The sequence below is a fragment of the Rhizobium sp. Rhizsp82 genome (genome assembly GCF_047325115.1).
In the GTDB taxonomy this organism is placed as follows: domain Bacteria; phylum Pseudomonadota; class Alphaproteobacteria; order Rhizobiales; family Rhizobiaceae; genus Rhizobium.
The window spans coordinates 131,645-158,575 of sequence record NZ_CP168570.1 but is presented as its reverse complement, the minus strand read 5'-3'; the positions used below and the strand labels follow the sequence as shown (position 1 = coordinate 158,575).

The following is a 26,931-nucleotide window of genomic DNA, read 5'->3' as shown; positions in this document are numbered from 1 at the left end:
CCGGATGATTGCCTTGAGGATATGAGCACGAGAATGGCCTCGATCGCAATTGCGGGCGACCCGAAACACGATCTAGGTCTCCGGAAAACTGCACGAATTGCACCTTGGTCTCGCCGGATCTGCCGGCCTTATTCAAGGAGCAAACCGATGAGCCTCATCCTTTCCATTCCGCTTTTCTTCATGACCCTGCTGTCGGCCTTCGGCGGCTCGATCACGCCGGGCGAGACATTCGATATCACCGCGATCCGCTCGATCGTCATCCGCGGCGATTCCAGCTCGATCCGGATCACCACGGATGCCGGCAGGCCCTATGAGGCCGTGACGACGGGGCGGCGCATCGGCTGGTTCTCGTCCTGGTATTCGAACTGGTTCTTCAACGCATGCAAGGATGAGAGCCGGGTGCAGATCGACGGGACGTCAATGACGATCGATGTCGCGGTTTCGGCCTGGAGCGATATCGGCGATTGCGCGCCTGATGTCTCCGCCAACGTACCGGCGGGGGCTGCCGTTAAGATCGACCAGCATGCCTTTATGGCGCGGCTCGACGGCAATTTCTCGAGCTTTCGCACATCGGGCAATGCCGCCGACATCAGCCTCGACGGTCATGCGTCGGAGGTCGATATTTCCGGCACTGCTGTGCGGGCGAACCTCACCTATGCGTCCATCGCCAGGGACGAGAAGATCGGCATCGAGGCGACCTCGCTCGATGCCACGCTTGGGTTTGGAGCGGACGTGCCGGTCGATTACACGGTTACGGCCAAGGCATCGCTTGTCGATGCCGAGAAGCCGAGCGTGCCGGGTGCCAAGCCTCAGGTGACGATCCGGGGCGATTATGTCCGCGCCCGGATCCGCTGATCAGTAGCCTTTGGCAGCGCCCTCGACGGCGCGGCTATCCATGGCGCCGTAGTAACGCGCGCCGCCGCCCTTCTCGATATGGGCAAGGCTCTTGCCGCCGACGAGGATGCCGGCTGCCTGGCCCCAGACCGGCGCGTCATTGCCGCCGTCGAATGTGTAGCCCATGGCGGCGAGCGTCTTTTCCGTGTCGGGCGAAAGCGCGTAGGGCTCGAGGAAGACCTTGTCCGGCTGCCATTGATGATGAATGCGCGGCGCGTTGACGGCCTGGCTGATATCCATGCCGAAATCGATGACGTTGAGGATCGCTTCCAGCGTGATGGTGATGATGCGCGAGCCGCCGGGGCTGCCGATCACCATGAAGGGCTTGCCGTCCTTGGAGATGATCGTCGGGCTCATCGAGGAGAGCGGCGTCTTCTTCGGCGCGATGGCGTTCGCCTCGCCCTGCACGAGACCATAAAGGTTCGGCACGCCGGGTTTCGAGGTGAAATCGTCCATCTCGTTATTGAGCAGGATGCCGGTGCCGGGTGCGACGACGCCGGCGCCGAAGGAGCCGTTCAGCGTATAGGTGACGGCGACGGCATTGCCCTCGTCGTCGATGATCGAATAATGCGTCGTCTCGGTGCTTTCCTTGCCGCCGAGCGGCTTCAGGTCGGCCGACTTGCCGGCCTTGTAGGGATCGATCTTTTCGCGGATCTCGGTGGCATAGCCCTTGTCGAGCAGCTTGCTGACCGGATTGTCGACGAAGTCGGGGTCGCCGAGCGCGGCGTTGCGGTCGACATAGGCGTAGCGCATGGCTTCCACCATGGCATGCACCGTTTCGGCCGAGCCATAGCCGAGATAGGAGAGCGGGTAGCCTTCGAGGACATTGAGAATCTCGCAGATGATGACGCCGCCGGATGAGGGCGGGGGCGAGGAGACGATGTCGTAGCCGCGGTAATTGCACTCGATCGGCTTCAGCTCGCGGACGGAATATTGTTCGAAATCCTCCTTGGCGAGGATGCCGCCCTTCGATTGGCTGGCCTTGACGATCGCCTCGGCCGGCGCGCCCTTGTAGAAGGCCTCGGGGCCCTTCTCGGAGATTGCCTGGAGCACGGTACCGAGCTCCGGCTGAACAAGCTTTTCACCGGCGGCCAGCGGCTTACCGTCCTTCAGGAAGATCTTGGCGGCAGCTTCGTCCTTGGCGAGGCGCTTGGCGCTGTCGGCGAGGATCGCGGCATCGCCCTGCTCGAAGGTGAAGCCGTCCTTGGCGAAGGCGATGGCAGGTGCGAGAAGATCGGCGCGCGACTTGGTGCCGTATTTCTCGCGGGCGGTCTCGAAGCCCATGACGGAGCCGGGGACACCGACGGCGAGATAGCCATCGAGGCTGGCGCGCGGCACGATATCGCCCTTGGCGTCGAGATACATGGTCTTCGTGGCGGCAAGCGGCGCGCGCTCGCGGAAATCGAGGAAGGTGGTCTTGCCGTCCTTCATGCGGATGGTCATGAAGCCGCCGCCGCCGATATTGCCGGCGGTCGGATAGACGACAGCGAGCGCATAGCCGACGGCGACTGCGGCATCGACGGCATTGCCGCCGTTCTTCAGAACCTCGACGCCGACATCTGTCGCCAGATGTTGGGCGGTCACCACCATGCCATGCCGCCCTTCGACGGGCGCGGGCGAGGCGGCGAAACTGGTGGAAAGTGGGCTGAGAGAGAAAGCGAAAGCGGTGAAAAGCGAAATGGTTCTGGCCTGAAGCCGGTCCATGAGATCCCCTCCAAAAGATAAATTATCGAGTGGATATGGTTCGGCTTTTTGCCGGTGCAAGGTTTCAGGCGGCAACTGCCGCTATCTCTCCGGCAAGGCGCGCTTCCGCTGCGCGTGCGGCGGCCTGCAGATCGCGCGAAAAACCGGCGATCTTTTCGAGCGCGGCGATCGCTACATCGGTCGCGAGATAATCCGGCTTGTGGCCGACGCCGCGGATCTTCACCAGCTCGGAGCCGGCGATATCGCGGGCAAGGCCCTGCGAATGAAGATGCTCCCAGACGATATCGTCGCTGTCTCCTGTTATGATCACCGTCGGCGCGGCAATCTCGGGGTAGCGGTGCGATTCCGCCTCAAGATAGGCATGGAGACGGGTGAAGTCGGCGGCGTTGTTGTAGAAGGTATCGGGACGCAGCACGAGAGACGGGCCGGTGCTGGCGATATAGTCCGATGGCCTGAGGTTCGGGCGGAATACGTTCAGCGTGCCCTGTTCGAGACGCCGCATACCCATCGGCACGACGAGGGCGTGATTGAACAGCCAGCCGAGAACGGGTGCCGTCGCGACGTGATAATACCAGTCGATACCGCCGGGCCATGGATGGGTGGCAGGCGCCAGAAACAACAGGCCCGCCGTCTTTTCCGGATGATGGACGCCGAAGGCGGCGGCAATGGCGCCGCCGAAGGAATGGCCGACGATGATCGCCTTCTCGATCCCGCGCTTTTCCATCAGCCGGGCGATCGCAGCGGCCTGGCCGGAGGGGATCGCGTTTTCCGGGCCGCCGCGTTCGGAATAGCCGTGACCCGGCCGGTCGACGAAGAGCATTTCGGCGCGGCCCTGCAGCGGACGCAGGAAGGCGCCGGTCTGGTCGAGCAGATTGCCGCTGGCGCCGTGAATGAAGACGACGGGCGGCAGGTCGGCAGTCTCCGGGCGCGGGATATGCAGCGAGTTCAGGCGATAGCCGCCGACATCGATGAGTTCACCGACATTGGGATAGGCGCGTTCGAACTGGCGGGCCTTGTAGGAACTGTAACCGATCGCGGCGGCAATGGGGGCGAGGAGGGCGGAAACTTCGGCAAGCATGGTCGGACCGGGAAGGTGTATCACTTATCCCTAAGATTGGGTGCGGCGCGCCGCCGTCAAGATCAGGTCCGGCTGCCGGCGAGTTTTTCCGAAAGGGTGTTCACCTGCTCCTGCGCCGTGCGGTTGGCGGGGAAGACGTCGAGGAAGCGTTCCCATGCCTTCAGCGTCAGCTGATCGTTGCCGGTGTCGTTGAGGATGGCCGCCATTCCCGACAGCGCGCCGAAATGGCGGGGGTCGAGTTCCAGCACATGCTCGATATCGGACATCGACTTGCGATAGTTGCCGGAAGCGTAGTTCAGAGTGGCGCGGCGGTTCCAGCTCTCTGCATAGGTCGGCTTCAGCGCGATCGCCTCGTCGAGGAAATCGAGGGCGGCGGCGCTGCGCTTGTCCTCGATCGCCTTGTCGGCCCATTGCATCAGGAGATTGACGGTGGCGCTACCGGAATCGTTCCATTCCATGCGGATCTCCTGGGCGATGCCGTTCGCCTTCTCCGGATCACGCTCGCGCTTCAGCTGCGCATAGAGATTGTCGAGCCGTTGTTTGGGGGAGGCATTGGCATCCGGCTGCTCGACAATAACGTCCTTTTCCGCAGCGGCGGCAGGAGCGATTGGAGCGAGGAGACCAAGGGTCAGCGGCAGGGCCGCGGAGAGCAAAGCAAAAAAGCGCATGGCGGACAATGTAGCCCGCCAACGCACAAGATCAAAGAAAATTTGACGTGATCACCGCAGCGACCCACCGAAAAGCATGGCAGCGGCACGAATGCCGCCCAGATGCTCCGGAACGCTAGATCAGCCCTGACGAGCCTTGTAGCGCGGGTTCAGCTTGTTGATGATGTAGATGCGGCCCTTGCGGCGAACCAGACGGTTGTCACGGTGACGAGCCTTGAGCGACTTGAGCGAATTCTTGATCTTCATTTTTCTGATCCGCGATCTCTGTGGGGGAATTTCACATTCGCCCGTATCTTTAAACATTCAAAAGCGCGCTCGTGGCGCGCCTTTAGGTTGGGCAGGCAGATAACCCGATGGCATTCCTGTGTCAACCACATGAAGGCCTTTTATCCGGCAAAATCCTAGGTTTTCGCCGTCAGCACCGTCACGTGGCCCATCTTGCGGCCCGGCCGGGACTCGGTCTTGCCATAGAGATGGACGAGGGCATCCTTGCGCTTCAGCCAGTCCGGTACGGTCAGGATGTCGTCGCCGATCAGGTTCTGCATCACACAGTCCGAATGGCGCCCGGCATCGCCGAGCGGCAGGCCGCCGACAGCGCGAATGTGCTGCTCGAACTGAGAAACCACGCAGGCGGCCTCCGTCCAATGGCCGGAATTGTGGACGCGCGGCGCCATCTCGTTGGCAATCAGGCCGCCGTCGGCGAGCACGAAGAACTCGATGCCGATGACGCCGACATAGCCGAGCGAGGAGAGAATCTTTTCGGCAGCCTCGCGGGCGGCCTCGGCGGTGGTGTCCGAAATCGATGCCGGGATCGTCGAGGTATGGAGGATGCCATTCCTGTGGACATTCTCGGCCGGGTCGAAGGCAACGACGGTGCCGTCGGTCGAGCGGGCGGCAATGATAGAGACTTCACGCTCGAAGGCGACGAAGCTTTCGAGAATCAGCGGCACGCTGCCGAGCGCGGCATAGGCGCCCTCGGCGCTGTCGGCAGGCGAGCGGAACACTTTCTGCCCCTTGCCGTCGTAGCCGAGGCGGCGGGTCTTGAGCACGCCCTGCCCACCGAAATCCTTGAGCGCCGATTCCAGGTCTTCCTGGCTGTCGACAGCATGGAATTTCGCGGTCGGGATGCCGCAGTCATTGATGAAGCGCTTTTCGACCAGACGGTCCTGCGCGGCTTCCAGTGCCTTCGGCGGCGGATAGACCGGAACGCTTGCGGCAAGCGTTGCGGCGGCAGCAACGGGCACGTTCTCGAATTCGTAGGTAACGACGTCGCAGAGCTTGGCGAGCTCGGCAAGCGCTGCCGGGTCGTCATAAGCGGCGGTGATCTGGCGGTTGGCCACCTGGGCGGCCGGAGAATCGGCTTGTGGCTCCAGAATGACGGTGCGGAAGTTCAGCCGGGCTGCGGCCATGGCAAGCATGCGGCCAAGCTGGCCGCCGCCAATGATGCCGATCGTCTTTGCAGTCATCTGTCGTCCATCGGGTATTCGGCGATCGCGCCGCTCTGGCGTTCGCGCCATTCGTCGAGCCTGTCGGCGATATCTTCATCGGAAAGGGCGAGAACCGCGGCTGCGAGGAGTGCCGCGTTGATGGCGCCCGCTTTGCCGATTGCCAGCGTGCCGACGGGAATGCCGCCCGGCATCTGCACGATCGAGAGAAGGCTGTCCTGGCCGGACATGGTTTTCGACTGAACCGGGACGCCGAAGACCGGGAGCGGCGTGAAGGCGGCCGTCATGCCCGGAAGGTGGGCTGCGCCACCGGCGCCGGCGATGATCACCTTGAAGCCTTCGTCACGCGCATTCTTGGCGAAGTTGACCATCCGATCCGGCGTGCGGTGCGCAGAGATGATGCGCGCCTCGTAGGGAATTTCGAGCGCCTCGAGCGTGTCGGCGGCGTTCTTCATGGTTTCCCAGTCGGACTGGCTGCCCATGATGATGGCAACGGGTGGTCTGTCTGTCATCGTCAACGGCACGTCCCCTTCAGGCGATGATATCCGGGATAATCTGATCCTCGATCTTCGTCAGCTTGTCCTTGATCACAAGCTTCTTCTTCTTCATGCGCTGTACGCGCAGAGCATCGCAGCCGGTAGCAATCATGGCGTTGATCGCGGCGTCATAATCCTCGTGCTCCTGCCGCAGCCGAGCTGCTATGAGCCTGATTTCCGCCTGTTCCTGATCGGCCATTTGCATTCCCCATTACCGTCCTCGGACCTTGTCCGTTCTGCCGATGATTTCCGCAAGCTCCTATCACCAAATAGCGGTAACGGGAAGTTAGTGTTGATCATGAATTTGCCATCTAGGCACCACGTTTTCGCCTTCGACAAGCCTTCAAAAATATGTCACAGTCGAAAGGTTGACGCCTAGAACTCCAGCGATGGATGGCTGGGGAAGGCAAGAGGAAGGAAGGGTCAAATGACTGTTCAAGCTCATCTTGAGTCACTTGAGAAGAAGCATGGAGCTCTTGAGGAGGAGCTGCACGCGCTGATGACATCTCCCTCTAAGCGCGATGCAGACATTGCAGAGTGCAAGCGCAGAAAGCTGCGTATCAAGGACGAAATCCAACGTCTGAAATCTTCCGTTCACTAATGGAATAACTCGAGATCACCGGTCGATCACTTGCAGTCTTGAAGGACAAAAATCCAAACTTTAAATAGGTTTAGCAAGGGCCCGGTGGCTTTACAAAATCGTGCGTCAGTCCATTCAGTGCGGAGTTGGACTGGCGCATTTTCATTTGTAGCGCGTGCTTTAAACCCAGAACTGGTCCAGCCACAGATTGAGCCTGTCGAAACCGCGGTTGTTGACCGCGTAGATCCGCCGCGTGCCCTCGGAGGTGACGGAGACGAGGTTCGAATCCAGAAGCGCTTTCAGGTGTTGCGAAACTGCCGGGCGGCTGATCGGAAGCGTTTCGGCGAGTTCATTGACCGTCTTCGGCGCGCGTCTCAGCTGCTCCAGCAGGAACCGCCGGTTCGGATCTGATATCGCGGCGAAGGGGTCGATGTTCGACATGCCGAAACGCTACGTCAAAGACCGCTTTCCGGCAAGGAAATTGTGCGGTGCACCCAAACTCGATTGCCTGCCGGTGAACGCCCGGATTTGCTGTAAAGGCGGACTTCGTTGTAAACCGTCAGCTCTCTTGGATGACGAGGAGATGCAGGATGGACCGCTTCACCGGTGGCTGCCTCTGCGGCAATGTCCGTTTTGCCGCGACGGGAGCGCCCTACCGCGTCGGCATTTGCCATTGTCTCGATTGCCGCAAGCATCACGGCGCCTTGTTTCATGCTTCGGCGATCTATCCTGAAGACGCGGTCGAGGTTCAAGGCGAGACGGGGAGTTATGCCGGCCGCTTCTTCTGCCCGCGCTGCGGGTCGCCGGTCTTTGGCCGCAGCGGCGATGAGGTCGAGCTGAACCTCGGTTCTCTCGATGAGCCCAGCCAATTCAAGCCGACCTACGAGCTCTGGACGATCCGCCGAGAGGCGTGGCTCCCGCCATTTCCCTGGGTTCGCAGCTATGAACGCGACCGCGACAATGCCGGTCGATCGGAAGACTAGAAACCGAGACCTTCGCGCATGATGAGGAACGCGGCGATCATCGCCATGGCATACATGAACGGATAGAAAATCTCCGGCTTCATGCGGCGCACGCACCAGGCGCCGGCGATCGTTGCCAGCGGTGCGAAGGGCAGGAGGGTCATCGAGGTGACCAGGTTCTTGGTGTCGAGCTGCCCGAGCGCGAAATAGGGGATCAGCTTCACGGCATTGAGGATGGCGAAGAAGCGGACGCTGGTGCCGGTGAATTCGCGCGGCGGCAGCTTCAGCGGCAGGGCATAGATCTGGAACGGCGCGCCGCCGGCATGGGCGACGAAGCTGCCATATCCCGACAGAGTGCCCCAGGCGCTCGCAAGGATCGGGCGCTGGCCGCGCGGCGGCACGACTTTTCCGGCGCCGGGGCCGAAATTGTTCCAGAAGTAGCGCAGGCAGAACAGCACGGTAACCGTGCCGATGACGATGCGCAGCGCATTGCCGCGAATGAGTGCGGATGTCGCCCAGCCGAGCGCGATGCCGAAGAGCGCGCCAGGAAGCATGATCTTCAGCGTCGTCCAGTCGCCATGTTGGCGCCAGATGATCAGCGAGATGATGTCCATGAAAACGAGGATCGGCAACAGGATGGCGGCCGCTTCGACCGGCGAGACGACGAGGGCGAGGAACGGGACGCCGATCAGCGAAAGGGCATCTCCCATGCCGCCTTTCGCGAGGCCAACGAGCAGCACGGCGGGCACTGCCGCATAAAAGAATGACAGTTCCGGCAGCATGCTTTTCAAGTCCTCCCCTTGCCAGCCCCGTCTATCGGAATTACTCACACAAAACGAGTGCGGATTTACCGCCTGCTGGCGGAATCGGCAGAAAATGGAAAGACTTCATGAGCACCGAACCGGAAAACCGCTGCCGCCTGGTCCTGATCGCGCCTGACATTGCAGACGCCGACGAGAGGGCGAAGATTGTTGGCGATGCGCTGAAAGGCGGAGATGTCGCCTCGGTGATCGTGCCGCAATACGGCCTCGACGACGGCGTTTTCCAGAAGCACGCCGAAAAGCTGGTGCCGATCATCCAGGACGCGGGCGCGGCTGCCTTGATCGCCGGCGACAGCCGCATCGTCGGCCGCGCCAAGGCCGATGGCCTGCATCTGACCGGCCCGGCTGCCGAGATCGCCGAAGCGATCGACAAATATGCCGACAAGCTGATCGTCGGCGGCGGTAATGCCACCGATCGCCACAATGCGCTGGAGATCGGCGAGGAACGTCCCGACTACATCTTCTTCGGCAAGCTCGACGGCGACATCAAGCCGGAAGCGCATCCGAAGAACGTCGCGCTCGGCGAATGGTGGGCGTCGATGATCGAAATTCCCTGCATGGTGATGGGCGGAACCGATCCTGCTTCGGCGCTCGTGGTCGCCGAATCCGGCGCCGAGTTCGTGGCGTTGCGGCTGGCTGTTTTTGCCGATCCGGCACAGGCGCCGGCGATCGTTGCGCAGGTCAACGCACTTCTTGACGAAAAAGCGCCACGGTTTGAGGATTGAAGTCGCGCTTATGCCGATCCGCGCCGTCCACATTCGCCGTCTGATTCTCGCCGCTGCCGCGTTTTCCGCGGCCATTCCCTATGCGGTAATGGCCCAGACGATCGACAATGTGGTGACGCGGCCGGTTGGCGGCGATGCCGAACCGCTGAAGAAGGGACGTCCGCCGGAAGGTGTGCAGCCCTCGACCGGTCTCGGCGTTCTCGATCGCATGGGCGCGAAGCTTCCCGACCTGCCGCCTGAGAAGGACTACAAGGGGCCGGTCGATGATGCCTATGGCGCCTATCAGCGTGGCTATTATCTGACCGCGATGCAGCTTGCGCTGCCGCGGGCCCAGCTAGGCGATCCCGCCGCGCAGACGCTGGTTGCCGAAATCCAGTATGCCGGTCTCGGTGTGCGCCGCGATCCGAAGAGCTCTGCTTTCTGGTACGGCAAGGCAGCCGAAGGCGGCGATGGCGCGGCGATGTTCAAATATGCGCTGATGCTGATGGCCGGCGAAGTCGTGCCGCGCGACAAGGCCAAGGCCGACGAATATATGAAGAAATCGGCTGATGCCGGCAATTCTTCCGCGCAGTTCAACTGGGGCCAGATCCTCACCTCCGACCATCCCGGCCAGGACGGACTGAAGCTCGCGCTGCCCTATTACGAGAAGTCGGCGGAGCAGGGCATTGCCGATGCGCAGTATGCGGTAGCTGAACTCTATTCGACAATGCCCGATATTCCGGACGAGAAGCGCCGTCTTGCGCGGCCCTGGATGGCGCGTGCTGCCCATGCCGGTTTCGATACCGCGCAGGTCGATCTCGCCGTCTGGATGGTCAATGGCAAGAACGGCCCGCGTGACTTCGTGCACGGTTTCCAGTGGATGCAGCTTGCCGCCAACCGCGGCAACGTGGTGGCGCAGAACAAGCTCGCGCATCTCTACATCTACGCGCTCGGCACCAAGCCCGATCCGATCGAGGCGGCCAAATGGTATGTGCTGTCACGCCGGGCCGGCCTGCCCGATCCTGAGCTCGAGGATTTCTTCCTGGGGATCGAGGACGATCAGCAGAAGGCGGCCATCGACCGGGCGAACAAATTCCGCCGCCTTCCGTAATCTTTAAGTCCTAGAACAGCGCGTCGGCGAAGAGGTCTTCGTCGTCACCGGCAGCCGCCGGCGCTGCCGCAGCGGCCGGTGCCGCTTCGTCTTCGATGGCCGGAATGATGGCGCGGTGGACGTTGCGTTCCTGAACCATCGTGTAGAGCTTGAAGATCTTGCGGTCGAGCGGAGCGATCAACTCGGCGATATCGTCGATATTGGCGATTTCCATGCCGGCGACGTCTTCGAGAACGGTGGCGCAGCGCACCAGCGTTTCGCCGAGATCGTGTTCGAAGTCGAGCTTGCCGATCATCAGGGTGATCTTACTGGCGACCTCGCGGCCGTGCTCGGCCAGAACCTTCAGTTCCTCTTCCATCATGTCCGCGCCCGAGCGGATGCTGCCGACAGCGGCCGTCAGGCTCTCGGCGAGACCGCCGGAATTGCCGCCTGCGGCAGGGCCCATGTTGCCAGCTGCGGCTTCGAGCGCAGGCAGGCCGTTGACGATCGCATCGGCGGAATCGTCGAGCTTGCCTGCGAAGATGCGAAGCTCGGCGGTCACGACATTGATCGACTTGCCCTCTTCACCGAGACGGCTGCAGCGTAGGTTGGTATTCAGCGCCATGTAGTTGATGTCGGTCTTGACGGCGCGGATGTTGCCGATCGCTTCCAGAAGCTTGGCCGCGGTGCCGAGCGTCGACTGGCTAACCTGGTCAGCCTGACGGCTGGAGGCATCCACCTGCTTGACGATTTCGTGGGCGGCCGAAACGCTGGATTCCAGGGCGCGCATGAAATTGCCTTCGCCGCCGCCAGCCATCTGGTCGCGCAGTTTCATGATCTCGTGCGTGTCGTGGCCGAAGCTCTTGATTGTCTGCACGACATTCTGCGTGTCGCGGCTGAAATCGGCGGACATTTCCGCCATCTGTGCCGCGGTCAAATGATTGATGACATTGCGCAGCCGCTCGCGCTGGTCGGCATTCAGTGCCTTGCCATCGCCATCGAGGAATTCGTCGAGCAGCGAGAAGGTGCTCTGGACGTGCTCGATGCGCTGACGGGTAATGTCGCCGATCTGCAGGGCCGAAAGGGTGGAGGCGACCTTGGACTGGACGCCGCGGGCGATCGCGCCGACTTCGCGGGCGATGACGCCGAGCTTCTGGCGGTGTTCGGCGATCTTCTGCGCATCCTGGCGCAGCGCGCCGGCAACGGCGGGCACGGTTTCCGAATAGCTCTTCGACAGGTTGGCGCCGACACTCAGCGCCAGCTTTACTTCCTTCTGCAGGCTGTCGAGGTGGCCGGCAAAGCGATTGACTTCCTCTGTGCCGGAATAGATGCGCTCAAGAATTTCCTGGGCGAAGCCGGCGAATTCCGGGAGACCGGCGCCGGTGATCTTCACCGTCACCGCGAAGGTGCGGAGATAACGCATGGTCTCCTGCATCTCGGCGATATGCTTGTGCAGGCCGCTGCCGGTTTCGGCGAGCGTCGCAAGTGCCGTCTGGCGCGCCTGTTCGGTGACCGGCAGGGCGGTCAGGCTTTCGACGGTGGCGCGCAGATCAGCGTCGGCATTGCTCGACTCATTGTTGTCGAGAGCCTTGGTGATGTTATCGAGAGAATTTAGCAAACGGTTGAGAACGTCCATGACGGACAGCAGCACCGTGCCGCCTTCCAGGAAGCGTTCTTCGACCTGGCTGCGCGCGGTTTCGAGCGTCTGACTGACCTCCGTACCGGTGGTCAACTCTATCGCCTGTGCCGATCCTGCCCCGTTTGCCACGTTGTTCCCTTTACTTATTACTTCTGCAAAACTGATGCTATTTTTACGGGCAGGATGGAAATGAGGGGTAAACGCCGCCGACTCGCCTGCGTTGTGATTAACGATGCGTAAAAAATGCGGAGCCTTTCTCGTTAGGAAGCTCTCATGTTAATTTAACCATATGATTTTGCTTATCAAAAATACCCATAAAAATTGCCGACTATAACTTATCTTGGGTAAGAATTTGGGAGTCGGGACTCGCGGCAATTGTAGATCGGTTACAACCACAGTTTACTCCCCGTTAAGCCTGTCATGAGAGTCCTTTAGAGGAATAAAAGTATTTCTCATGCCTCGGGGGCTGTCTTGAGCGGCGATAATCAGCATCGCGATTCTATATCATTGCCTGAAGTTCTAAGTATCAGGAATGTATTGGATCTTAGCGCGACAATTTCTAGTGAAATCGAAAGTAAAGATCGAATTATACTGGAAATTCCATCGAGTGCGGAGGCCGATCTGAGCTTCGTGCAACTCGTGGAATCCGCGCGCCGCCAGGCCAAGCTGCAAGGCAAGACCCTGACGCTCTCGTCCCCTGTTGGCGAGCGTATTCTCAAGGTTCTCGAACGCGCCGGCTTCGTCGAAGCCTTCACCGCCGAGGACGCGAAGTTCTGGTTGCATGAAGAGGTTACAGCATGAGCGCCAATATCCTGACAGTTGACGATTCCGCCAGCATCCGGCTGACGACCAAGGTCACGCTGACCAATGCGGGCTATACCATCACCGAGGCGGTCAACGGTGCCGAAGGTCTGGCAACCGCGCAGACCGCGCAGTTCGACCTGATCGTCACCGATCTGAACATGCCTGTCATGGACGGGCTGACGATGATCGAGGAGCTGCGCAAGCTGCCGAGCCAGGCGGGCGTGCCGATCATCTTCCTCACCACCGAGTCCGATGCCGATCTCAAGGCCCGCGCCAAGGCGGCCGGTGCCACCGGCTGGCTGACCAAGCCGTTCGATCCTGAAAACCTCGTGAAGATCGTCAAGAAAGTTCTCGGCAGATGAGCACGCTCGATCCGGTCGCAGTATTCCGCACGGAAGCCGCCGAATGCCTCGAGGCAATCGAGGCCGGGCTTCTCGATCTCACCCATCAGCTCGACGACAAGGGCCTCGTCGATGCCGTCTTCCGCGGCCTGCACACCCTCAAGGGTTCCGGCGCGATGTTCGGCTTCGAGGCGCTCGCAGCCTTCACGCATCACTGCGAGACGGCATTCGACCGCGTCCGCAAGGGCGAAGTTCCGGCAACCGCCGAACTGGTGGCAGCGGTACTGGCGGCGCAGGATCACATGCGCGCGCTCGTCGATCAGCCCGACGCCGACCACGGCGATACCGGGCAGAAACTGCTTGCCCAGCTGCAGGCCGCCGTCGGCGGTTCCGCGGCACCGAAGGAAGCGGCACCTGCTGTAGCGGTACCTGCAGCCGTTGCGGTACCTGCTCCGCAGAAGAAGCTCAATCACTGGCGCATCCGCTTCAGCCTGCCGTCCAATGCGATGGCCAACGGCACCAATCCGCTCGGCCTGCTCGACGAGCTGCGCGAGCTCGGCGAATGCACGGTGCGCGCCAATACGGCCGGTATCCCGCCGCTTGGCGAATTCGTGGCGAACGAACTCTACATCTCCTGGGAAGTGACGCTGAAGAGCGAGCAGGACCGTTCGGCGATCGACGACGTCTTCATCTTCGTGATGGATGACATGGAGCTCGAAGTCGTCGATATCGATGACGCCGCCCCGGCTCCCGCGCCTGTCGCAGCCGAGCCGGTCAAGGCCGCCGAGCCCGCACCGGTCGCGGCGCCCGTTGCCGCACCGCAGGCTGCCGCCGCTCCGGCCTTCAAGCCGGTCGAGGCCGTTCCGGTCAAGCGCGATGCGCCGGCCGCTGCGGCCGTCGACAGCCGTCAGGCGAAGGCACAGGAGAACGTTCGTGTTCCCGCCGAGCGCCTCGACGAACTGATGGACCGCGTCGGCGAGCTCGTCATCGCCCAGTCGCGCCTCAGCCAGCTGGCAAGTTCAAGCTCGGATATCGCGCTGCGCTCCGTCTCCGAAGAAATCGAGCGCCTGTCGGGCGAGCTTCGCGACACGATGATGGTGCTGCGCATGGTGCCGGTCGCCACGCTCTTCTCGCGCTTCCGCCGCCTCGTTCACGATCTTGCCCGCGAAACCGGCAAGTCGATCGAACTGATCACGGAAGGCGAAAGCACCGAAGTCGACAAGACGGTCATCGAGCGCCTTGCCGATCCGCTCGTCCATCTTGTCCGCAACTCGATCGACCACGGCCTGGAAACCCCGGCCGATCGTCTCGCCGCCGGCAAGAGCGAAGCCGGTACCGTGACGCTGTCCGCCCGCCAGTCCGGTGGTGAAGTGATCATCTCGATCAAGGACGACGGCCGCGGCATCAACCGCGAACGGGTCCGCGCCAAGGCGGAATCCTCCGGTCTCATCGCGCCCGGCCAGCAGCTTTCCGATCAAGAACTACTGCAGCTGATCTTCGCGCCGGGCTTTTCGACGGCTGCGACGATCACCAATCTCTCCGGCCGCGGCGTCGGCATGGATGTCGTCAAGAAGACGGTCGAGGCGCTGCGTGGCGCCATCGATATCGAGAGCCGTCCGGGCGAGGGTTCGGAAGTCTCGCTGCGCATCCCGCTGACGCTGGCAATCATCGACGGACTTCTCGTCCGCGTCGGCTCCGGCCGCTACGTCATCCCGCTCTCGGCGGTCGAGGAATGCCTCGAACTGTCGCTGGAAGAGGATCTGCGTTCGCGCGGCCGCAGCTTCATCTCGCTGCGTGACAGCCTGGTGCCGTTCCTGCGCCTTCGCGATCTCTTCCGCACCGGCACCAAGCCGGATGTGCATCAGAAGGTCGTGGTCATCTCGACCGGCACGGAGCGCGTCGGCCTCGTCGTCGATCAGATCATCGGCGACCACCAGACGGTCATCAAGTCGATGTCGAAGCTGCACAACGACGTGGTGACCTTCTCCGGCGCCACCATTCTCGGCGACGGCAGCGTCGCCCTCATTCTCGACGTCGGCCATCTCGTGGCCGCCGGTCAGCAACAGGAAGCGCAGATGAGGGTCGCAGGATGAGCGCCGTAGCCGAACGTGTAGACCAGCATTGGGCCTATGCCGAAGAAGTCGAGGTCCTGACCTTCGACATGAACGGCGAAACCTTCGCTCTCGAGGCGGTCATGGTTCAGGAAATCCTGGACCTGCTGCCGGAGACCGCTGTGCCCGGCGCCCAGTCCTATGTGGCGAGCGTCATCAATTTCCGCGGCAAGGTCATTCCGCTGGCGGACCTGCGTCTCGCCTTCGGCATGGAGGCGACGGAAGCGACGATCGACAGCCGCATCATCGTTATCGAAATCGACCTGCAGGGCGAGCGTACGCTCGTTGGCCTCAGGACGGACAAGGTGAATGAAGTCACCACGCTCGCAAAGACGGCGAGCGAACCACCGCCAAGTGTCGGCATGCGCTGGCGCGCCGACTACATCAATTGCCTCGTCAAGCGGGGAGGGGAGTTCATCATCATCCCCAATCTGCAGGCAATCTTCTCCGCCCGGCACGACAGCGCCGGCAACTCAAACTGAAACGCCGTTGATATCAGCTAGGGGGCTGGGACGATGCGACTGACAATTAAAGCCAAATTGGTGACAGCGTTCACCTTCATCATATTAATGCTCGTGGGCACGGCCGGTTACGGCATCATGAGCCTGGGTTCGCTCAACGACACGCTCGGCAACCTGCTCGCAGGCCCGGCCGCGCGTCTGGAATTGACGCAGAACATCAACATTGCGCAGCTTGAAACCATTCGCCAGCAGAAGAACCTGCTTGCGGCTTCCGATCCGAAGGAAATGCAGTCCTCGATCGAAAAGGGCAATTCCGCCCGCGAAGACCTGACGACCGCCCTGAGCGGCGTTCAGAAGATCGCTGATCCCGAGAACCGCGCCCGCTGGGCTGAAATCGATGGTATCGCCAAGCGCTTCATCGATGCCGACGACCAGATCCGCCAGATGCTGCAGGCCGGCAACAAGGATGGTGCGACCGCGGTTTCCGTCGGTGACGCACGCCAGACCGCAAATGCCATCGATGGCGCTCTCGATGAGATGCTGCAGATCGAAAAGCAGAAGATGAGCGATGCGGACAACAGCGCCGACGTTCAATATGCAAATACCCGCACCACGATGATCGCGATTGCTGCAGCCGCATTCCTTATTGCCGCGGCTACCGCTTTCTGGATCGCCAACACGATCTCCAAGGGTCTCGCCCGCGCCAACACCGTCGTTCGCGAAGTCTCCGAAGGTGACCTGACGAAGACCGCCGAAATCACCAACCGCGACGAAATCGGCGAACTGCTCGGCAACGTCAACGTGATGATCGAGCGTCTGCGCGGCGTCGTTGCCGATGCTCTCTCGGCCGCCGACAACGTCTCCTCGGGCAGCCAAGAACTCTCGGCTTCCTCCGAGCAGGTTTCGCAGGGCGCGACCGAGCAGGCAGCATCTGCCGAAGAAGCATCCGCTTCGATGGAAGAGATGGCCGCCAATATCAAGCAGAACGCCGATAACGCCGCCCAGACGGAAAAGATCGCCCGCCAGTCCGCCAAGGACGCCGAGGCTTCCGGCGATGCCGTCAACCGCGCTGTCGATGCGATGCGCACGATCGCCGAGAAGATCGGCATCGTTCAGGAAATCGCCCGCCAGACGGACCTGCTCGCTCTGAACGCCGCCGTCGAAGCGGCCCGTGCAGGCGAACATGGCAAGGGCTTTGCGGTCGTTGCTTCGGAAGTCCGCAAGCTTGCCGAACGCAGCCAGTCTGCCGCTGCCGAGATCAGCTCGATGTCGAGCGATACGGTCAAGGCTGCCCGCGACGCCGGCGAAATGCTCGGCCGCCTGGTTCCGGATATCCGCAAGACCGCCGAACTCGTCTCCGAGATCAGCGCTGCTTGCCGCGAACAGGATATCGGTGCCTCGCAGATCAACGAAGCGATCCAGCAGCTCGACAAGGTGACCCAGCAGAACGCCGGTGCATCGGAAGAAATGTCGGCGACGTCGGAAGAGCTTGCTGCACAGGCAGAAGAGCTGCAGGCCTCGATCGCCTTCTTCAAGGTCGATACCGCAGGTGCGGCCCGCTCCAGCGCGCAGCGCACGCCGGTCAAGGCCGTGACCAAGGTCGTCAAGGCTTCGGCTCCGGTTCGCAAGCCCGCCAGCGATCACTCGCACTTCAGCCATAGCAGCCAGTCGGTGTCGGCCCAGCAGGCCCGTGCCAAGGGCTTCGCACTCGACATGTCGATGGGCGGTCCGGACTCGCACGACGACGACTTCCGCGAAAGCGCCTGATCGATAGATGAACAAGTGCCGCGGGCTGAGAAGTCCGCGGCATGAAATGCCCGGCGTGTGTATGCGCCGGTGTCGATCGGCCCAGGCCACCGCAGGATGCGGACCGGCTTGAAGGCTCTCCGAGGGAGAAGCATCCGTGGCTGGCGCTCAGCGGTTTGCTGCCGATCGTGAAAAGGCCGGTACAAAACGGTGCCGGTGACGCGACGATGATTTTGGAACCAGCAAGACATTTCGAACGACTGCCGTTTGGGCGGCGCGGAAAGCCGCGCGTTCAGCCGGATCAACCAGAACATCTCTAGCGAGGAATGCCCCCATGACTACCGGCCGCAAAAAGGGAATCTTCCGTTCCATCGGCGCCAAAATTCTTGCAATCCAGATCTCGTCCAGCATCGCTATCGCCAGCGTCATCGGCGGCGGCGCCTATTACGGCATGAACGCCATGACGGAATCGATGAAGTCGATCTATGACGACCGCGTCGTTCCGCTGCAGCAGCTCAAGCTGGTGTCGGACGCCTATGCCGTCAGCATCGTCGATACGACGCACAAGCTGCATGCCGAAAAGCTCGACTGGCAGCAGGCCGCCTCCAATATCGAAGGCGCCAAGCATGTCATCTCCGATCAGTGGTCGGCCTATCTCGCCACCCAGCTGACGCCTGAAGAAAGCGTGATCGCCGAGAAGGTGAAGTCCGACATGGCGCGCTCCGACGTCAAGGTCGCCGAGCTTCAGGACATTCTCCAGACGCGCGATACCGCCAAGCTCGATACATTCGCCAAGAACGACCTTTATCCTGCGATCGACCCGACGACCGACGGCATCAGCAAGCTGACCGAATATCAGCTGAAGGCCGCCAAGGATCTGCGCGAGCAGGGCATTGCTCTCTTCCACTCGCTGATCCAGATGACCGTGACGATGGGTCTGCTGATTACGCTCGCCGCGATCGGTGTCGTGATCTTCGTGACCCGCGCCATCAAGCGGAACCTTTCGGCAGCCACCGATCTCGCAAGTGCCGTCGCACGCGGCGATGTCTCGGCGACTGCGACCGTCAATTCCAACGATGAAGTCCGCGACCTCGTCGATGCCCTGAACACCATGACGGCCAATCTTCGCGATACGGCAAGCATTGCCGACAAGATCGCCAATGGCGATCTCACCGTCACACCGAAGCCGCTGTCCGACAAGGACGTGCTTGGACTGTCGCTGGAAAGCATGGTCGAGCGTCTGCGCGGCGTCGTTGCCGATGCTCTCTCGGCCGCCGACAACGTTTCCTCCGGCAGCCAGGAACTCTCGGCCAGCGCCGAGCAGGTTTCGCAGGGCGCGACCGAGCAGGCAGCATCGGCCGAAGAGGCGTCTGCCTCGATGGAAGAGATGGCAGCCAACATCAAGCAGAACGCCGATAACGCCGCCCAGACGGAAAAGATCGCCCGTCAGTCCGCCAAGGATGCTGAAACGAGCGGCGAGGCCGTGGCACGCGCTGTGGAGGCCATGCGCACCATCGCCCAGAAGATCGGTATCGTTCAGGAAATCGCCCGTCAGACCGACCTTCTCGCTCTGAACGCCGCCGTCGAAGCCGCTCGTGCCGGCGAACATGGCAAGGGCTTCGCGGTCGTCGCATCGGAAGTCCGCAAGCTTGCCGAACGCAGCCAGTCTGCTGCCGCCGAGATCAGCTCGATGTCGACCGACACAGTCAAGGCAGCGCAGGATGCCGGCGACATGCTCGGCCGTCTGGTGCCGGATATCCGCAAGACCGCCGAACTCGTCTCCGAGATCAGCGCCGCCTGCCGCGAGCAGGATATCGGTGCGGCCCAGATCAACGAAGCGATCCAGCAGCTCGACAAGGTGACCCAGCAGAATTCCGGCGCATCGGAAGAGATGTCGGCAACCTCGGAAGAGCTCGCCACCCAGGCCGAGGAACTGCAGGCCTCGATCGCCTTCTTCAAGGTCGAAACCTCGGGCCACGCCCGCACGACAGCTGCCCGGATGAGCGCCCGCCCCGCCGCTTCGCCGCGCAAGCCCGTCAAGGCGGTTGCGGCAGCCAACAGCGTCGCCAGCCAGCAGGCCCGCGCGAAAGGTTTTGCCCTGGACATGTCAATGGGTGGTCCCGACGACGGTGACGCCGAATTCAAGGAAAGCGCATAATCATGGCCTCGACATCCCTGGAAGCTCAATTCGTGACCTTCAGCCTCGGCGATGAAATCTTCGCCGTTCCGGTGGAGGTGGTGCGGGAAATTCTGGACTATGCGGAAGCTTTCAAGATTCCCAACGGTCCCGACTATCTGCTCGGCCTTCGCGACGTGCGCGGCCAGGGTGTTCCGACCATCGATCTGCGCCTGAAACTCGGCATGTCGAAGACCGTGCCCACGCCGCATACGCGTGTGCTCGTTCTCGACATACCGATGGAAAGCCGGGTGCTGACGCTCGGCCTCGTCGCCGACCGGGTCTTCGAGGTGACGCCCTTCCGGCAGGACCAGATCGAGGCGGCGCCGGATATCGGTACCCGCTGGCGTTCCGATTACATCGCTGGCGTCGTGCGCCGTGAAAACGGCTTCGTCGTCATCGTCGACCTGGCGCGGCTCCTGTCGCGCGAGGACGCTTCGGCATTGCAATCGGCAGCTTAGGCTGCCGACTTTTGGGGGTTTTGAGTTATGAGTATGGCAGCAGTGGAAGCCCAGTTGCCGGGCGACCGGATCAGCAAGCGCAATTTCGACAAGCTTTCCCGGTTCATCTACGACTACAGCGGCATCAAGATGCCGCCGTCGAAGCTGACGATGCTGGAGGGCCGGCTGCGCCGCCGCCTTCGCGCCACCAACCATTCGACATTCGACGACTATTGCGATTTCCTGTTCGATGAAGGCGGCCTGGATCAGGAGACGGTCTATCTGATCGACGTCGTTACCACCAACAAGACGGACTTCTTCCGCGAAGCCAAGCATTTCGAGTATATGCAGATGACGGCGCTGCCGGCGCTGGTTTCGAGCGGCGTGCGCAAGATCCGCACCTGGAGCTCGGCCTGCTCGACGGGCGCCGAGCCCTATACGATGGCGATGGTGCTTTCCGAATTCGTGGAAGAGAATGCCGGTCTTTCCTACAGCGTGCTGGCGACCGACCTCAGCACCGATGTGCTGCAGACGGCGCGCCGCGGCATCTATGCGCAGGATCTGGTGCAGCCGGTGCCTTACGATTTGCAGCGCAAATATGTGATGACCGCCAAGCAGGCCGGGCGCCGCGAAGTGCGCATCGCGCCGAAGCTGCGCAGCAAGATCGGCTTTGCGCGCATGAACCTGATGGACGACAAATATCCGGTCGGCGAACCGATGCAGATCATCTTCTGCCGCAATGTGCTGATCTATTTCGACAAGCCGACGCAGCAATCCGTGCTGACGCGGCTCTGCGACTGCCTTGCCGATGGCGGCTACATGTTCATCGGCCACTCGGAATCGATCACCGGATTCGACCTGCCGCTGAAGCAGGTTTCCAACACGGTGTTCCAGAAGAAGTAGAGCAGGAAAGAGATGGGAAAGAAGGTTCGCGTTCTCGTCATCGATGACTCCGCCAGCGTTCGTCAGACGCTGGTGCGCATTCTCGAGGAAGATCCCGATATTGAAGTCATGGGGGTGGCGACAGATCCCTTCATGGCCGCCCGCAAGCTCCAGGAAGACGTTCCAGATGTCATCACGCTGGATGTCGAGATGCCGCGCATGGATGGCATCACCTTCCTGCGCAAGCTGATGTCGCAGCATCCGATCCCGGTCGTCATGTGCTCGTCGCTGACGGAAGCAGGTTCCGAGACGCTGATCCAGGCGCTGGAAGCCGGTGCGGTGGATATCATTCTCAAGCAGAAGATCGGTGCGGCCGACAGTCTGGCCGACGATGCGATCCGCATTCGCGAGGTGGTGAAGGGTGCGGCTCATGCGCGCCTTCCCTCCGCTCGCCGTGTGGCGGGTGCGGCGCGTTCAGCCTCGGCCGACGGTCCGGCCAAGAAGCTGACGGCCGATGCGATGCTGCCGCCGCCGACGGGTCGCGCCATGGCCAAGACCACCGAGATGGTCGTCTGCGTCGGCGCCTCGACGGGCGGAACGGAAGCATTGCGCGAATTTCTGGAAGGATTGCCTGCGAATGCTCCAGGCATGGTCATCGTTCAGCACATGCCGGAGAAGTTCACCGCCGCCTTCGCCAAGCGCCTCAACGGTCTCTGCGAAGTCGAGGTCAAGGAAGCCGCCGATGGCGACGCTGTTCTGCGCGGCCACGTGCTGATCGCGCCGGGCGACCGGCACATGCTGCTGGAGCGCCAGGGGGCTCGCTACTATGTCTCGGTGAAGACAGGGCCTCTGGTTTCCCGCCACCGCCCGTCTGTCGACGTGCTCTTCCGCTCGGCGGCGCGCGCTGCCGGCTCGAACGCCATGGGCATCATCATGACCGGGATGGGCGACGATGGCGCCCGCGGCATGCTCGAAATGCACCAGGCCGGCGCCTATACGGTGGCGCAGGACGAAGCGAGCTGCGTGGTCTTCGGCATGCCGAAGGAAGCGATCGCCAAGGGCGGCGTCAGCCGCATCCTGCCGCTCGACCAGATCGCCCGCGAAGTGCTTCTGACACAGCAGAAATTCTAGGAAAGCCGGCGGCCTTGGCCGCCGGTTCTGTTTTCAGGCGAGATAGCCGCCGTCGATCGTCAGGCTAGCGCCGGTGACGAAGGATGCATCGGGGCTGGCGAGATAGGCGGCGAGGCTTGCAATCTCGCGGTCCTCGCCGAGACGACCGAGCGCCATCAGCCCCTGCAGCATCTCATGCGAACCCGGATCCGAGTTCATGTCCGTCGCCGTCGGGCCGGGCTGGATGGCGTTGACGGTGATGCCACGAGGGCCGAGATCGCGGGCAAGGCCGCGGGTCATGGCGGCGACCGCACCCTTCGTCATGCTGTAGACCGATGCGCCGGGAAAGCCGCTGCGCTCGGCAGTGACGCTGCCGACGGTGATGATCCGGCCACCGCTCTGCATGTGCCTTGCAGCCGCCTGCGTACCGGCAAAGACCGCTTTGACGTTGATGGCGAACATGCGGTCGAAATCCTCGAGCGAAAAGCTGTCGATCGGGCTGCGCATCAGGATCCCGGCATTGTTGACCAGAATATCGAGCCCGCCGAAATGGCGGGCGGCCTGATCGATTGCCGCCTGCAGTGCGGCCGCATCGGCGCTATCGGCCTGGATGGCGATTGCCTTGCCGCCCTCGGCCTCGATCCGGGCCGTTAGAGCCTCGGCCTTCTCCTTCGAACTTGCATAGGTGAAGGCCACCGCCGCGCCGTCCTCGGCAAGACGGCGGACGATTGCTGCGCCGATGCCGCGGGAGCCGCCGGTCACCAGTGCGGTCTTTCCATCAAGAGGTTTCGTCATGTCATGTCTCCTTATTTGGACTATTTAGTCTAGAATTGGATATGCAAAGGCGCGCTCGGCCAACCCTCTTGTTAGCGAAGGCTGCGGATGGCGAGGCGGGCGACTGTTCTGAGGATGTCCGGTGTGGCGCCGTTGCGGGCGCTGACCTTCATGCCGGATAGCGTTGCGCCAAGAAATTGTACGGCGGCATCCGGATTGATCTCGGCGCCGATCTCGCCGCTTGCCAGGCCGTCTTCGATCAGCCTGGTGATTGCCCGGCCGAGAGTGGCCGAAGCGCTGTCTGTCAGCGTCGCGACGTCATTGTCGGTTCTGCCGAACTCGCAGACGGCGCTGACGCCCATGCAGCCGAGCGATGCCTCGGCAGTGGGACGCGAGGCGAAGGCGACGAGGGCGGCTTCCAACGCGTCGAGCGCAGAGCCGTTCCCCTTCATGTCATCAACGATGCGCGCGACACTGTCGGTGTTGTAGCGCTTCAGCGCCTCCAGATAGAGGCTGCGTTTGCCGCCGAAGGTATCGTACATGCTTTGCCGGCTGATCTTCATCGCCGTTAGTAGCGCATCGGTCGAGCTCCCCTCATAGCCGTGCTGGGAGAAGATGCCGATAGCGGCGCCGAGAGCCTTGTCCCGGTCGAATTCCTTGTGACGTGCCATGACCCTCAGATAGGGTTTCTGGACTGATTTGTCCAGAATAATTTTAACCTCTCCGGCGTTGGCTGGCGCCGCTCAGCGCCTCTCCCCTTGAAATTTCCGTGATTTTGTGGTCTTGAGGCCGCCAATCTTATAAAGCGCTGCCTTTTCCGGCGATCAGGGACCTTTCCCGCCCTGACAGCGACCCCGTACCAGTTCCAAGGAAATTGCCAACATGGCCCGTTCTGCTCTTCTCAATGTCATGGTTCAGGCTGCCATCAAGGCAGGCAAGTCGCTGGGGCGTGATTTCGGGGAAGTTCAGAACCTGCAGGTTTCGGTCAAGGGACCGGGCGACTTCGTTTCCAACGCTGATCGCAAGGCCGAGAAGATCGTCAAGGACGAGCTTCTGAAGGCCCGCCCGACCTACGGTTTCCTCGGCGAGGAAAGCGAAGAGATCAAGGGCACCGACGGCGCGCATCGCTGGATCGTCGATCCGCTCGATGGCACGACCAACTTCCTGCACGGCATTCCGATGTTTGCCGTTTCGATCGCTCTTGAGCGCAACGGCGAAATCGTCGCAGGCGTGGTCTTCAATCCGGCGACCGACGAACTCTACACCGCCGAGCGTGGCGGTGGCGCATTCCTCAACGATCGCCGCCTGCGCGTCGGCGCCCGCCGCGTCTTGTCGGATGCCGTCGTTGCCTGTGGCGTGCCGCATCTCGGCCGCGGCAATCACGGCAAGTTCCTCGTCGAGTTGCGCCATGTGATGGGCGAAGTTGCCGGCGTGCGCCGCATGGGCTCGGCCTCGCTCGATCTCGCCTACGTCGCTGCCGGCCGTTTCGACGGCTTCTGGGAAAACGGTCTCTCGGCCTGGGATATCGCTGCCGGCATCCTGCTGATCCGCGAAGCAGGCGGCTACGCAACCGATTGGGATGGTGGAGCAAACGTCGTTGAAGGTGGCGCAGTCGTCGCCGGCAACGAGTACATCCACAAAGCGCTTATGGAAGTCATCAAGCGCCCTATCCCTTCGAAGTAGGACCTCATCAAAACCGACTGTTGTAAACACACGGTTTTCTGTCCCGGCATACTTCAATTCGGCACAATGTTGCTCTAGTCTCCCGATGCTAGCAATCCGGAGGCTGCGAGACCATGGAAAATGTGAATGCGGCGGAGTTCGGCTCGACCGAAAAACCGAGCGGTACCTATACGTACAAACTCTCCAGCCCGATGTCCTTCCTCTGGACGATGCTCCTGTTCCTGGTGATCGTCGGCTTCATCGCCGCGATCCTTTTCAGGCAGACGCAGACGGCCTTCATGCACAATCCCGGCCTCAACGGGCTGATCCTCGGCGTTCTCGCCGTCGGCATCATTCTGGTTTTCAATCATGTTCTGGCGCTCCGCCCGGAAGTGCGCTGGTTCAATTCGTTCCGCGCCGCAGGCAGCGCCGACAAGGTGAACCGCAATCCGCGGCTGCTGGCGCCGATGCGGGCGCTGATCGGTAACCGCAAATCCACGGCGACGCTGTCGACGACGGCGCTGCGCTCGATCCTCGATTCGATCGCCACACGCCTCGATGAATCACGCGACACCTCGCGCTATCTCATCGGCCTGCTCGTCTTCCTCGGTCTGCTCGGCACCTTCTGGGGCCTGATCGGCACGATCGGCTCGATCAGCAACGTCATTCAGTCGCTGGATGCCGGATCGAACGGATCTGGCGATGTTCTCGCCACCCTGAAGGAAGGCCTGTCGACTCCGCTGTCGGGCATGGGCCAGGCCTTCTCGTCCTCGTTGCTCGGCCTTTCCGGCTCGCTGATCCTTGGCTTCCTCGACCTGCAGGCCGGCCGCGCGCAGAACCGCTTCTATATGGAGTTGGAAAACGCACTGTCGTCGGTCACCGACGTGGGCTCCGATGTTCCCGTTGCCGCCGCGCTCGATGCGCCTGCCGGATCGTCCGAAGATGTCCGTGCGCTTTCCGATTATCTGAAGAAGGTTTCGGAAGAAGGGGGTGCGGGCAACCAGCGCTCGGTCGCCGCGATGGCGAGCCTCGCCGAAGGCATTCAGGGCCTCGTCAAGAACATGCGCAACGAGCAGCAGATGCTGCGCGACTGGATAGAGGCGCAGCAGGACGAGGCGAAGGCGATGCGCCGCACGCTCGACAGGCTTGCCGAGCGCATCGGCGGCCAGGAGCGCACCAGCTACCGCAGCAGCCAGACCGAAAAGAGCGAGGGCAAATAAGCCATGGCTCTTGCCAAGAACCGCCGCCGCGAGCGTACGGTCGATTATTGGCCGGGTTTCGTCGACGCGCTGTCGACGCTGCTGATCGCCATCATGTTCCTGCTGACGGTGTTCGTCGTCGGCCAGTTCATTCTCAGCCGCGAGATTTCCGGCCGTGACGAGGTGCTGAACCGCCTCAACAGCCAGATCAACGAGCTGACGCAGCTTCTGGCGCTCGAGAAGGGCAGCAAGCAGGATCTCGAAGATTCCGTTGCCAATCTGCAGGCTTCGCTTGCGGGAGCCGAGAGTGAGCGCTCGCGGCTGCAGGCGCTGCTCGACGCCGGTTCCGGCGGGCAGGACGCCGCGCAGCAGAAGATTGGCGGCCTGACCAAGGAGCTCGACGAGCAAAAACAGGTCAGCGAACGGGCGATGAGCCAGGTGGAGCTGCTCAACCAGCAGATTTCGGCACTGCGCAGCCAGATCGCCGCCGTCGAAGCGGCCCTGCAGGCATCCGAGCAGAAGGACCAGACCTCGCAGACGAAGATCGCTGATCTCGGCCGCCGCCTGAACGTCGCGCTGGCGCAGCGCGTGCAGGAACTCAACCGCTATCGTTCGGACTTCTTCGGCCGCCTGCGCGAAATCCTCTCCGACCGCGAAAACATTCGCATCGTCGGCGACCGTTTCGTGTTCCAATCGGAAGTGCTGTTCCCATCGGGCAGCTCGGATCTGAACCCCGACGGCACGGCCGAGATGGGCAAGCTTGCCGCCGCACTTCTCGATCTCGCCAAGGAAATTCCGCCGGAGATCAACTGGGTGCTGCGCGTCGATGGCCACACGGATAATGTCGCGCTCTCCGGCAGCGGCCGCTACCGCGACAACTGGGAGCTCTCCTCGGCGCGCGCGATCTCGGTCGTCAAATACCTGATCTCGCAGGGTGTTCCTGCCGACCGCCTGGTGGCCGCCGGTTTCGGCGAGTTCCAGCCGATCGCGCCGGGCGACACGCCAGAAGCGCGGGCGACGAACCGCCGTATCGAGCTCAAGCTCACCGAGAAATAAGTGTGGGGTGGCGTTTCGCCGCCCTGCCATCGCCCCAAATTTCAGAGA

At 62.0% G+C, this 26,931-nt stretch carries 28 protein-coding genes and 2 pseudogenes; 18 read left to right on the top strand and 12 right to left on the bottom strand.

All coding sequences use genetic code 11. The features are described 5' to 3' along the window. Positions 1–147: 147 nt before the first annotated feature. The gene (locus ACEN84_RS05560; protein ID WP_413710245.1) at positions 148–855 is read left to right on the top strand and encodes a hypothetical protein; all 708 of its coding nucleotides are present in this window, start codon (positions 148–150) and stop codon (positions 853–855) included. Here the strand turns inward: ACEN84_RS05560 and ggt are convergent, their stop codons facing one another. From ggt to ACEN84_RS05525, 7 genes are all read right to left on the bottom strand, one after another. After that, positions 856–2,598 carry a gamma-glutamyltransferase gene (gene ggt, locus ACEN84_RS05555; protein WP_413710244.1) on the bottom strand — a complete coding sequence of 581 codons (1,743 nt, stop codon included), beginning with the start codon at positions 2,596–2,598 and terminating at the stop codon, positions 856–858. A gap of 64 nt (positions 2,599–2,662) precedes the next feature. Beyond that, complete coding sequence (locus ACEN84_RS05550; RefSeq protein WP_413710243.1) at positions 2,663–3,676, bottom strand: alpha/beta fold hydrolase; 1,014 nt, start codon at positions 3,674–3,676, stop codon at positions 2,663–2,665. Between the two features lie 62 nt (positions 3,677–3,738). Further along, a complete protein-coding gene (locus ACEN84_RS05545) occupies positions 3,739–4,353 on the bottom strand; it encodes a hypothetical protein (protein ID WP_112719908.1) in 615 nt (204 codons plus the stop codon). A 111-nt stretch (positions 4,354–4,464) separates the two neighbouring features. Next, positions 4,465–4,590 carry a type B 50S ribosomal protein L36 gene (gene ykgO / locus ACEN84_RS05540; protein ID WP_003582204.1) on the bottom strand — a complete coding sequence of 42 codons (126 nt, stop codon included), beginning with the start codon at positions 4,588–4,590 and terminating at the stop codon, positions 4,465–4,467. A 155-nt stretch (positions 4,591–4,745) separates the two neighbouring features. Then, positions 4,746–5,810, bottom strand: coding sequence for a 5-(carboxyamino)imidazole ribonucleotide synthase (locus tag ACEN84_RS05535; RefSeq protein ID WP_413710242.1), 1,065 nt, complete (start codon positions 5,808–5,810; stop codon positions 4,746–4,748). Further along, positions 5,807–6,301: a 5-(carboxyamino)imidazole ribonucleotide mutase gene (gene purE, locus ACEN84_RS05530; RefSeq protein ID WP_112719906.1), complete on the bottom strand. Its 495-nt coding sequence runs from the start codon at positions 6,299–6,301 to the stop codon at positions 5,807–5,809. Before purE ends, ACEN84_RS05535 begins: the two co-directional genes overlap by 4 nt. Positions 6,302–6,320: 19 nt before the next feature. After that, positions 6,321–6,524 (bottom strand): YdcH family protein, encoded by a 204-nt coding sequence (locus ACEN84_RS05525; protein WP_130282062.1) that lies wholly within the window; start codon positions 6,522–6,524, stop codon positions 6,321–6,323. Positions 6,525–6,752: 228 nt separating this feature from the next. Here ACEN84_RS05525 and ACEN84_RS05520 point away from each other — a divergent pair, with 228 nt between their 5' ends. Continuing rightward, the gene (locus ACEN84_RS05520; RefSeq protein WP_112719904.1) at positions 6,753–6,926 is read left to right on the top strand and encodes a YdcH family protein; all 174 of its coding nucleotides are present in this window, start codon (positions 6,753–6,755) and stop codon (positions 6,924–6,926) included. Between the two features lie 159 nt (positions 6,927–7,085). On the opposite strand, the gene ACEN84_RS05515 is transcribed toward ACEN84_RS05520, so the two are convergent. Continuing rightward, a complete protein-coding gene (locus ACEN84_RS05515; protein ID WP_413710241.1) occupies positions 7,086–7,346 on the bottom strand; it encodes an ArsR/SmtB family transcription factor in 261 nt (86 codons plus the stop codon). A gap of 149 nt (positions 7,347–7,495) precedes the next feature. On the opposite strand from ACEN84_RS05515, the gene ACEN84_RS05510 reads away from it, so the two are divergent. Then, entirely contained in the window at positions 7,496–7,888 is a 393-nt protein-coding gene (locus ACEN84_RS05510) for a GFA family protein (RefSeq protein WP_413710240.1), read from the top strand. On the opposite strand, the gene ACEN84_RS05505 is transcribed toward ACEN84_RS05510, so the two are convergent. Further along, positions 7,885–8,649, bottom strand: coding sequence for a sulfite exporter TauE/SafE family protein (locus ACEN84_RS05505; RefSeq protein ID WP_413711263.1), 765 nt, complete (start codon positions 8,647–8,649; stop codon positions 7,885–7,887). The genes ACEN84_RS05510 and ACEN84_RS05505 overlap by 4 nt on opposite strands. 107 nt (positions 8,650–8,756) lie before the next feature. Between ACEN84_RS05505 and ACEN84_RS05500 the strand changes: the two genes are divergently transcribed. Next, a complete protein-coding gene (locus ACEN84_RS05500; protein ID WP_112719900.1) occupies positions 8,757–9,413 on the top strand; it encodes a thiamine phosphate synthase in 657 nt (218 codons plus the stop codon). Positions 9,414–9,423: 10 nt separating this feature from the next. Continuing rightward, a complete protein-coding gene (locus ACEN84_RS05495) occupies positions 9,424–10,503 on the top strand; it encodes a tetratricopeptide repeat protein (RefSeq protein WP_413710239.1) in 1,080 nt (359 codons plus the stop codon). Positions 10,504–10,513: 10 nt separating this feature from the next. Here ACEN84_RS05495 and ACEN84_RS05490 read toward each other — a convergent pair whose 3' ends face one another. Then, a complete protein-coding gene (locus ACEN84_RS05490) occupies positions 10,514–12,250 on the bottom strand; it encodes a chemotaxis protein (protein ID WP_413710238.1) in 1,737 nt (578 codons plus the stop codon). 342 nt (positions 12,251–12,592) lie between these two features. Between ACEN84_RS05490 and ACEN84_RS05485 the strand changes: the two genes are divergently transcribed. The 10 genes and pseudogenes from ACEN84_RS05485 (at position 12,593) to ACEN84_RS05440 (ending at position 22,213) form a co-directional block, all read left to right on the top strand. Then, on the top strand, positions 12,593–12,922 hold the full coding sequence (locus ACEN84_RS05485) for an STAS domain-containing protein (RefSeq protein ID WP_413710237.1): 330 nt from the start codon (positions 12,593–12,595) through the stop codon (positions 12,920–12,922). Then, entirely contained in the window at positions 12,919–13,287 is a 369-nt protein-coding gene (locus ACEN84_RS05480; protein ID WP_112719896.1) for a response regulator, read from the top strand. The genes ACEN84_RS05485 and ACEN84_RS05480 overlap by 4 nt, the downstream gene beginning before the upstream one ends. Continuing rightward, on the top strand, positions 13,284–15,359 hold the full coding sequence (locus tag ACEN84_RS05475) for a chemotaxis protein CheA (RefSeq protein ID WP_413710236.1): 2,076 nt from the start codon (positions 13,284–13,286) through the stop codon (positions 15,357–15,359). Before ACEN84_RS05480 ends, ACEN84_RS05475 begins: the two co-directional genes overlap by 4 nt. After that, on the top strand, positions 15,356–15,859 hold the full coding sequence (locus ACEN84_RS05470; RefSeq protein WP_112719894.1) for a chemotaxis protein CheW: 504 nt from the start codon (positions 15,356–15,358) through the stop codon (positions 15,857–15,859). Before ACEN84_RS05475 ends, ACEN84_RS05470 begins: the two co-directional genes overlap by 4 nt. A gap of 33 nt (positions 15,860–15,892) precedes the next feature. Further along, entirely contained in the window at positions 15,893–17,605 is a 1,713-nt protein-coding gene (locus ACEN84_RS05465) for a methyl-accepting chemotaxis protein (RefSeq protein WP_413710235.1), read from the top strand. Between the two features lie 313 nt (positions 17,606–17,918). Then, a pseudogene (locus ACEN84_RS05460) lies at positions 17,919–18,470 on the top strand (MCP four helix bundle domain-containing protein); the annotation flags it as partial. Positions 18,471–18,605: 135 nt separating this feature from the next. Beyond that, positions 18,606–19,742, top strand: a pseudogene (locus tag ACEN84_RS05455) (methyl-accepting chemotaxis protein); the annotation flags it as partial. Between the two features lie 2 nt (positions 19,743–19,744). Continuing rightward, entirely contained in the window at positions 19,745–20,221 is a 477-nt protein-coding gene (locus tag ACEN84_RS05450) for a chemotaxis protein CheW (protein ID WP_112719891.1), read from the top strand. Positions 20,222–20,248: 27 nt separating this feature from the next. Further along, positions 20,249–21,103, top strand: coding sequence for a CheR family methyltransferase (locus tag ACEN84_RS05445; RefSeq protein WP_413710234.1), 855 nt, complete (start codon positions 20,249–20,251; stop codon positions 21,101–21,103). A gap of 12 nt (positions 21,104–21,115) precedes the next feature. Further along, positions 21,116–22,213, top strand: a complete 1,098-nt coding sequence (locus tag ACEN84_RS05440; RefSeq protein WP_130282046.1) for a protein-glutamate methylesterase/protein-glutamine glutaminase — start codon at positions 21,116–21,118, stop codon at positions 22,211–22,213. Positions 22,214–22,246: 33 nt separating this feature from the next. Here the strand turns inward: ACEN84_RS05440 and ACEN84_RS05435 are convergent, their stop codons facing one another. Together ACEN84_RS05435 and ACEN84_RS05430 are read right to left on the bottom strand one after the other, a co-directional pair. Next, positions 22,247–22,987 carry a 3-oxoacyl-ACP reductase family protein gene (locus ACEN84_RS05435; protein WP_413710233.1) on the bottom strand — a complete coding sequence of 247 codons (741 nt, stop codon included), beginning with the start codon at positions 22,985–22,987 and terminating at the stop codon, positions 22,247–22,249. Between the two features lie 71 nt (positions 22,988–23,058). Further along, a complete protein-coding gene (locus tag ACEN84_RS05430) occupies positions 23,059–23,637 on the bottom strand; it encodes a TetR/AcrR family transcriptional regulator (RefSeq protein WP_413710232.1) in 579 nt (192 codons plus the stop codon). A 211-nt stretch (positions 23,638–23,848) separates the two neighbouring features. Between ACEN84_RS05430 and ACEN84_RS05425 the strand changes: the two genes are divergently transcribed. The 3 genes from ACEN84_RS05425 to ACEN84_RS05415 all read left to right on the top strand — a co-directional run bounded on the left by ACEN84_RS05425 (position 23,849) and on the right by ACEN84_RS05415 (position 26,883). Next, positions 23,849–24,649 (top strand): inositol monophosphatase family protein, encoded by an 801-nt coding sequence (locus tag ACEN84_RS05425; RefSeq protein ID WP_112719886.1) that lies wholly within the window; start codon positions 23,849–23,851, stop codon positions 24,647–24,649. A gap of 113 nt (positions 24,650–24,762) precedes the next feature. Beyond that, the gene (locus tag ACEN84_RS05420) at positions 24,763–25,848 is read left to right on the top strand and encodes a MotA/TolQ/ExbB proton channel family protein (RefSeq protein WP_112719885.1); all 1,086 of its coding nucleotides are present in this window, start codon (positions 24,763–24,765) and stop codon (positions 25,846–25,848) included. Positions 25,849–25,851: 3 nt separating this feature from the next. Beyond that, positions 25,852–26,883, top strand: a complete 1,032-nt coding sequence (locus ACEN84_RS05415) for a peptidoglycan -binding protein (protein ID WP_112719884.1) — start codon at positions 25,852–25,854, stop codon at positions 26,881–26,883. Positions 26,884–26,931 lie beyond the last annotated feature (48 nt).

What these genes read in the sequence shown, in the direction of transcription:
- ACEN84_RS05465 (WP_413710235.1), top strand. Translation starts at nt 15,893, where the DNA reads ATGCGACTGACAATTAAAGCCAAATTGGTGACAGCGTTCACCTTCATC.
- ACEN84_RS05520 (WP_112719904.1), top strand. Translation starts at nt 6,753, where the DNA reads ATGACTGTTCAAGCTCATCTTGAGTCACTTGAGAAGAAGCATGGAGCT.
- ACEN84_RS05415 (WP_112719884.1), top strand. Translation starts at nt 25,852, where the DNA reads ATGGCTCTTGCCAAGAACCGCCGCCGCGAGCGTACGGTCGATTATTGG.
- ACEN84_RS05440 (WP_130282046.1), top strand. Translation starts at nt 21,116, where the DNA reads ATGGGAAAGAAGGTTCGCGTTCTCGTCATCGATGACTCCGCCAGCGTT.
- ACEN84_RS05500 (WP_112719900.1), top strand. Translation starts at nt 8,757, where the DNA reads ATGAGCACCGAACCGGAAAACCGCTGCCGCCTGGTCCTGATCGCGCCT.
- ACEN84_RS05450 (WP_112719891.1), top strand. Translation starts at nt 19,745, where the DNA reads ATGGCCTCGACATCCCTGGAAGCTCAATTCGTGACCTTCAGCCTCGGC.
- ACEN84_RS05535 (WP_413710242.1), bottom strand. Translation starts at nt 5,810, where the DNA reads ATGACTGCAAAGACGATCGGCATCATTGGCGGCGGCCAGCTTGGCCGC.
- ACEN84_RS05495 (WP_413710239.1), top strand. Translation starts at nt 9,424, where the DNA reads ATGCCGATCCGCGCCGTCCACATTCGCCGTCTGATTCTCGCCGCTGCC.
- ACEN84_RS05475 (WP_413710236.1), top strand. Translation starts at nt 13,284, where the DNA reads ATGAGCACGCTCGATCCGGTCGCAGTATTCCGCACGGAAGCCGCCGAA.
- purE (WP_112719906.1), bottom strand. Translation starts at nt 6,301, where the DNA reads ATGACAGACAGACCACCCGTTGCCATCATCATGGGCAGCCAGTCCGAC.
- ACEN84_RS05425 (WP_112719886.1), top strand. Translation starts at nt 23,849, where the DNA reads ATGGCCCGTTCTGCTCTTCTCAATGTCATGGTTCAGGCTGCCATCAAG.
- ACEN84_RS05445 (WP_413710234.1), top strand. Translation starts at nt 20,249, where the DNA reads ATGAGTATGGCAGCAGTGGAAGCCCAGTTGCCGGGCGACCGGATCAGC.
- ACEN84_RS05510 (WP_413710240.1), top strand. Translation starts at nt 7,496, where the DNA reads ATGGACCGCTTCACCGGTGGCTGCCTCTGCGGCAATGTCCGTTTTGCC.
- ACEN84_RS05560 (WP_413710245.1), top strand. Translation starts at nt 148, where the DNA reads ATGAGCCTCATCCTTTCCATTCCGCTTTTCTTCATGACCCTGCTGTCG.
- ACEN84_RS05515 (WP_413710241.1), bottom strand. Translation starts at nt 7,346, where the DNA reads ATGTCGAACATCGACCCCTTCGCCGCGATATCAGATCCGAACCGGCGG.
- ACEN84_RS05420 (WP_112719885.1), top strand. Translation starts at nt 24,763, where the DNA reads ATGGAAAATGTGAATGCGGCGGAGTTCGGCTCGACCGAAAAACCGAGC.
- ACEN84_RS05480 (WP_112719896.1), top strand. Translation starts at nt 12,919, where the DNA reads ATGAGCGCCAATATCCTGACAGTTGACGATTCCGCCAGCATCCGGCTG.
- ACEN84_RS05525 (WP_130282062.1), bottom strand. Translation starts at nt 6,524, where the DNA reads ATGGCCGATCAGGAACAGGCGGAAATCAGGCTCATAGCAGCTCGGCTG.
- ykgO (WP_003582204.1), bottom strand. Translation starts at nt 4,590, where the DNA reads ATGAAGATCAAGAATTCGCTCAAGTCGCTCAAGGCTCGTCACCGTGAC.
- ACEN84_RS05505 (WP_413711263.1), bottom strand. Translation starts at nt 8,649, where the DNA reads ATGCTGCCGGAACTGTCATTCTTTTATGCGGCAGTGCCCGCCGTGCTG.
- ACEN84_RS05550 (WP_413710243.1), bottom strand. Translation starts at nt 3,676, where the DNA reads ATGCTTGCCGAAGTTTCCGCCCTCCTCGCCCCCATTGCCGCCGCGATC.
- ACEN84_RS05430 (WP_413710232.1), bottom strand. Translation starts at nt 23,637, where the DNA reads ATGGCACGTCACAAGGAATTCGACCGGGACAAGGCTCTCGGCGCCGCT.
- ACEN84_RS05470 (WP_112719894.1), top strand. Translation starts at nt 15,356, where the DNA reads ATGAGCGCCGTAGCCGAACGTGTAGACCAGCATTGGGCCTATGCCGAA.
- ACEN84_RS05435 (WP_413710233.1), bottom strand. Translation starts at nt 22,987, where the DNA reads ATGACGAAACCTCTTGATGGAAAGACCGCACTGGTGACCGGCGGCTCC.
- ggt (WP_413710244.1), bottom strand. Translation starts at nt 2,598, where the DNA reads ATGGACCGGCTTCAGGCCAGAACCATTTCGCTTTTCACCGCTTTCGCT.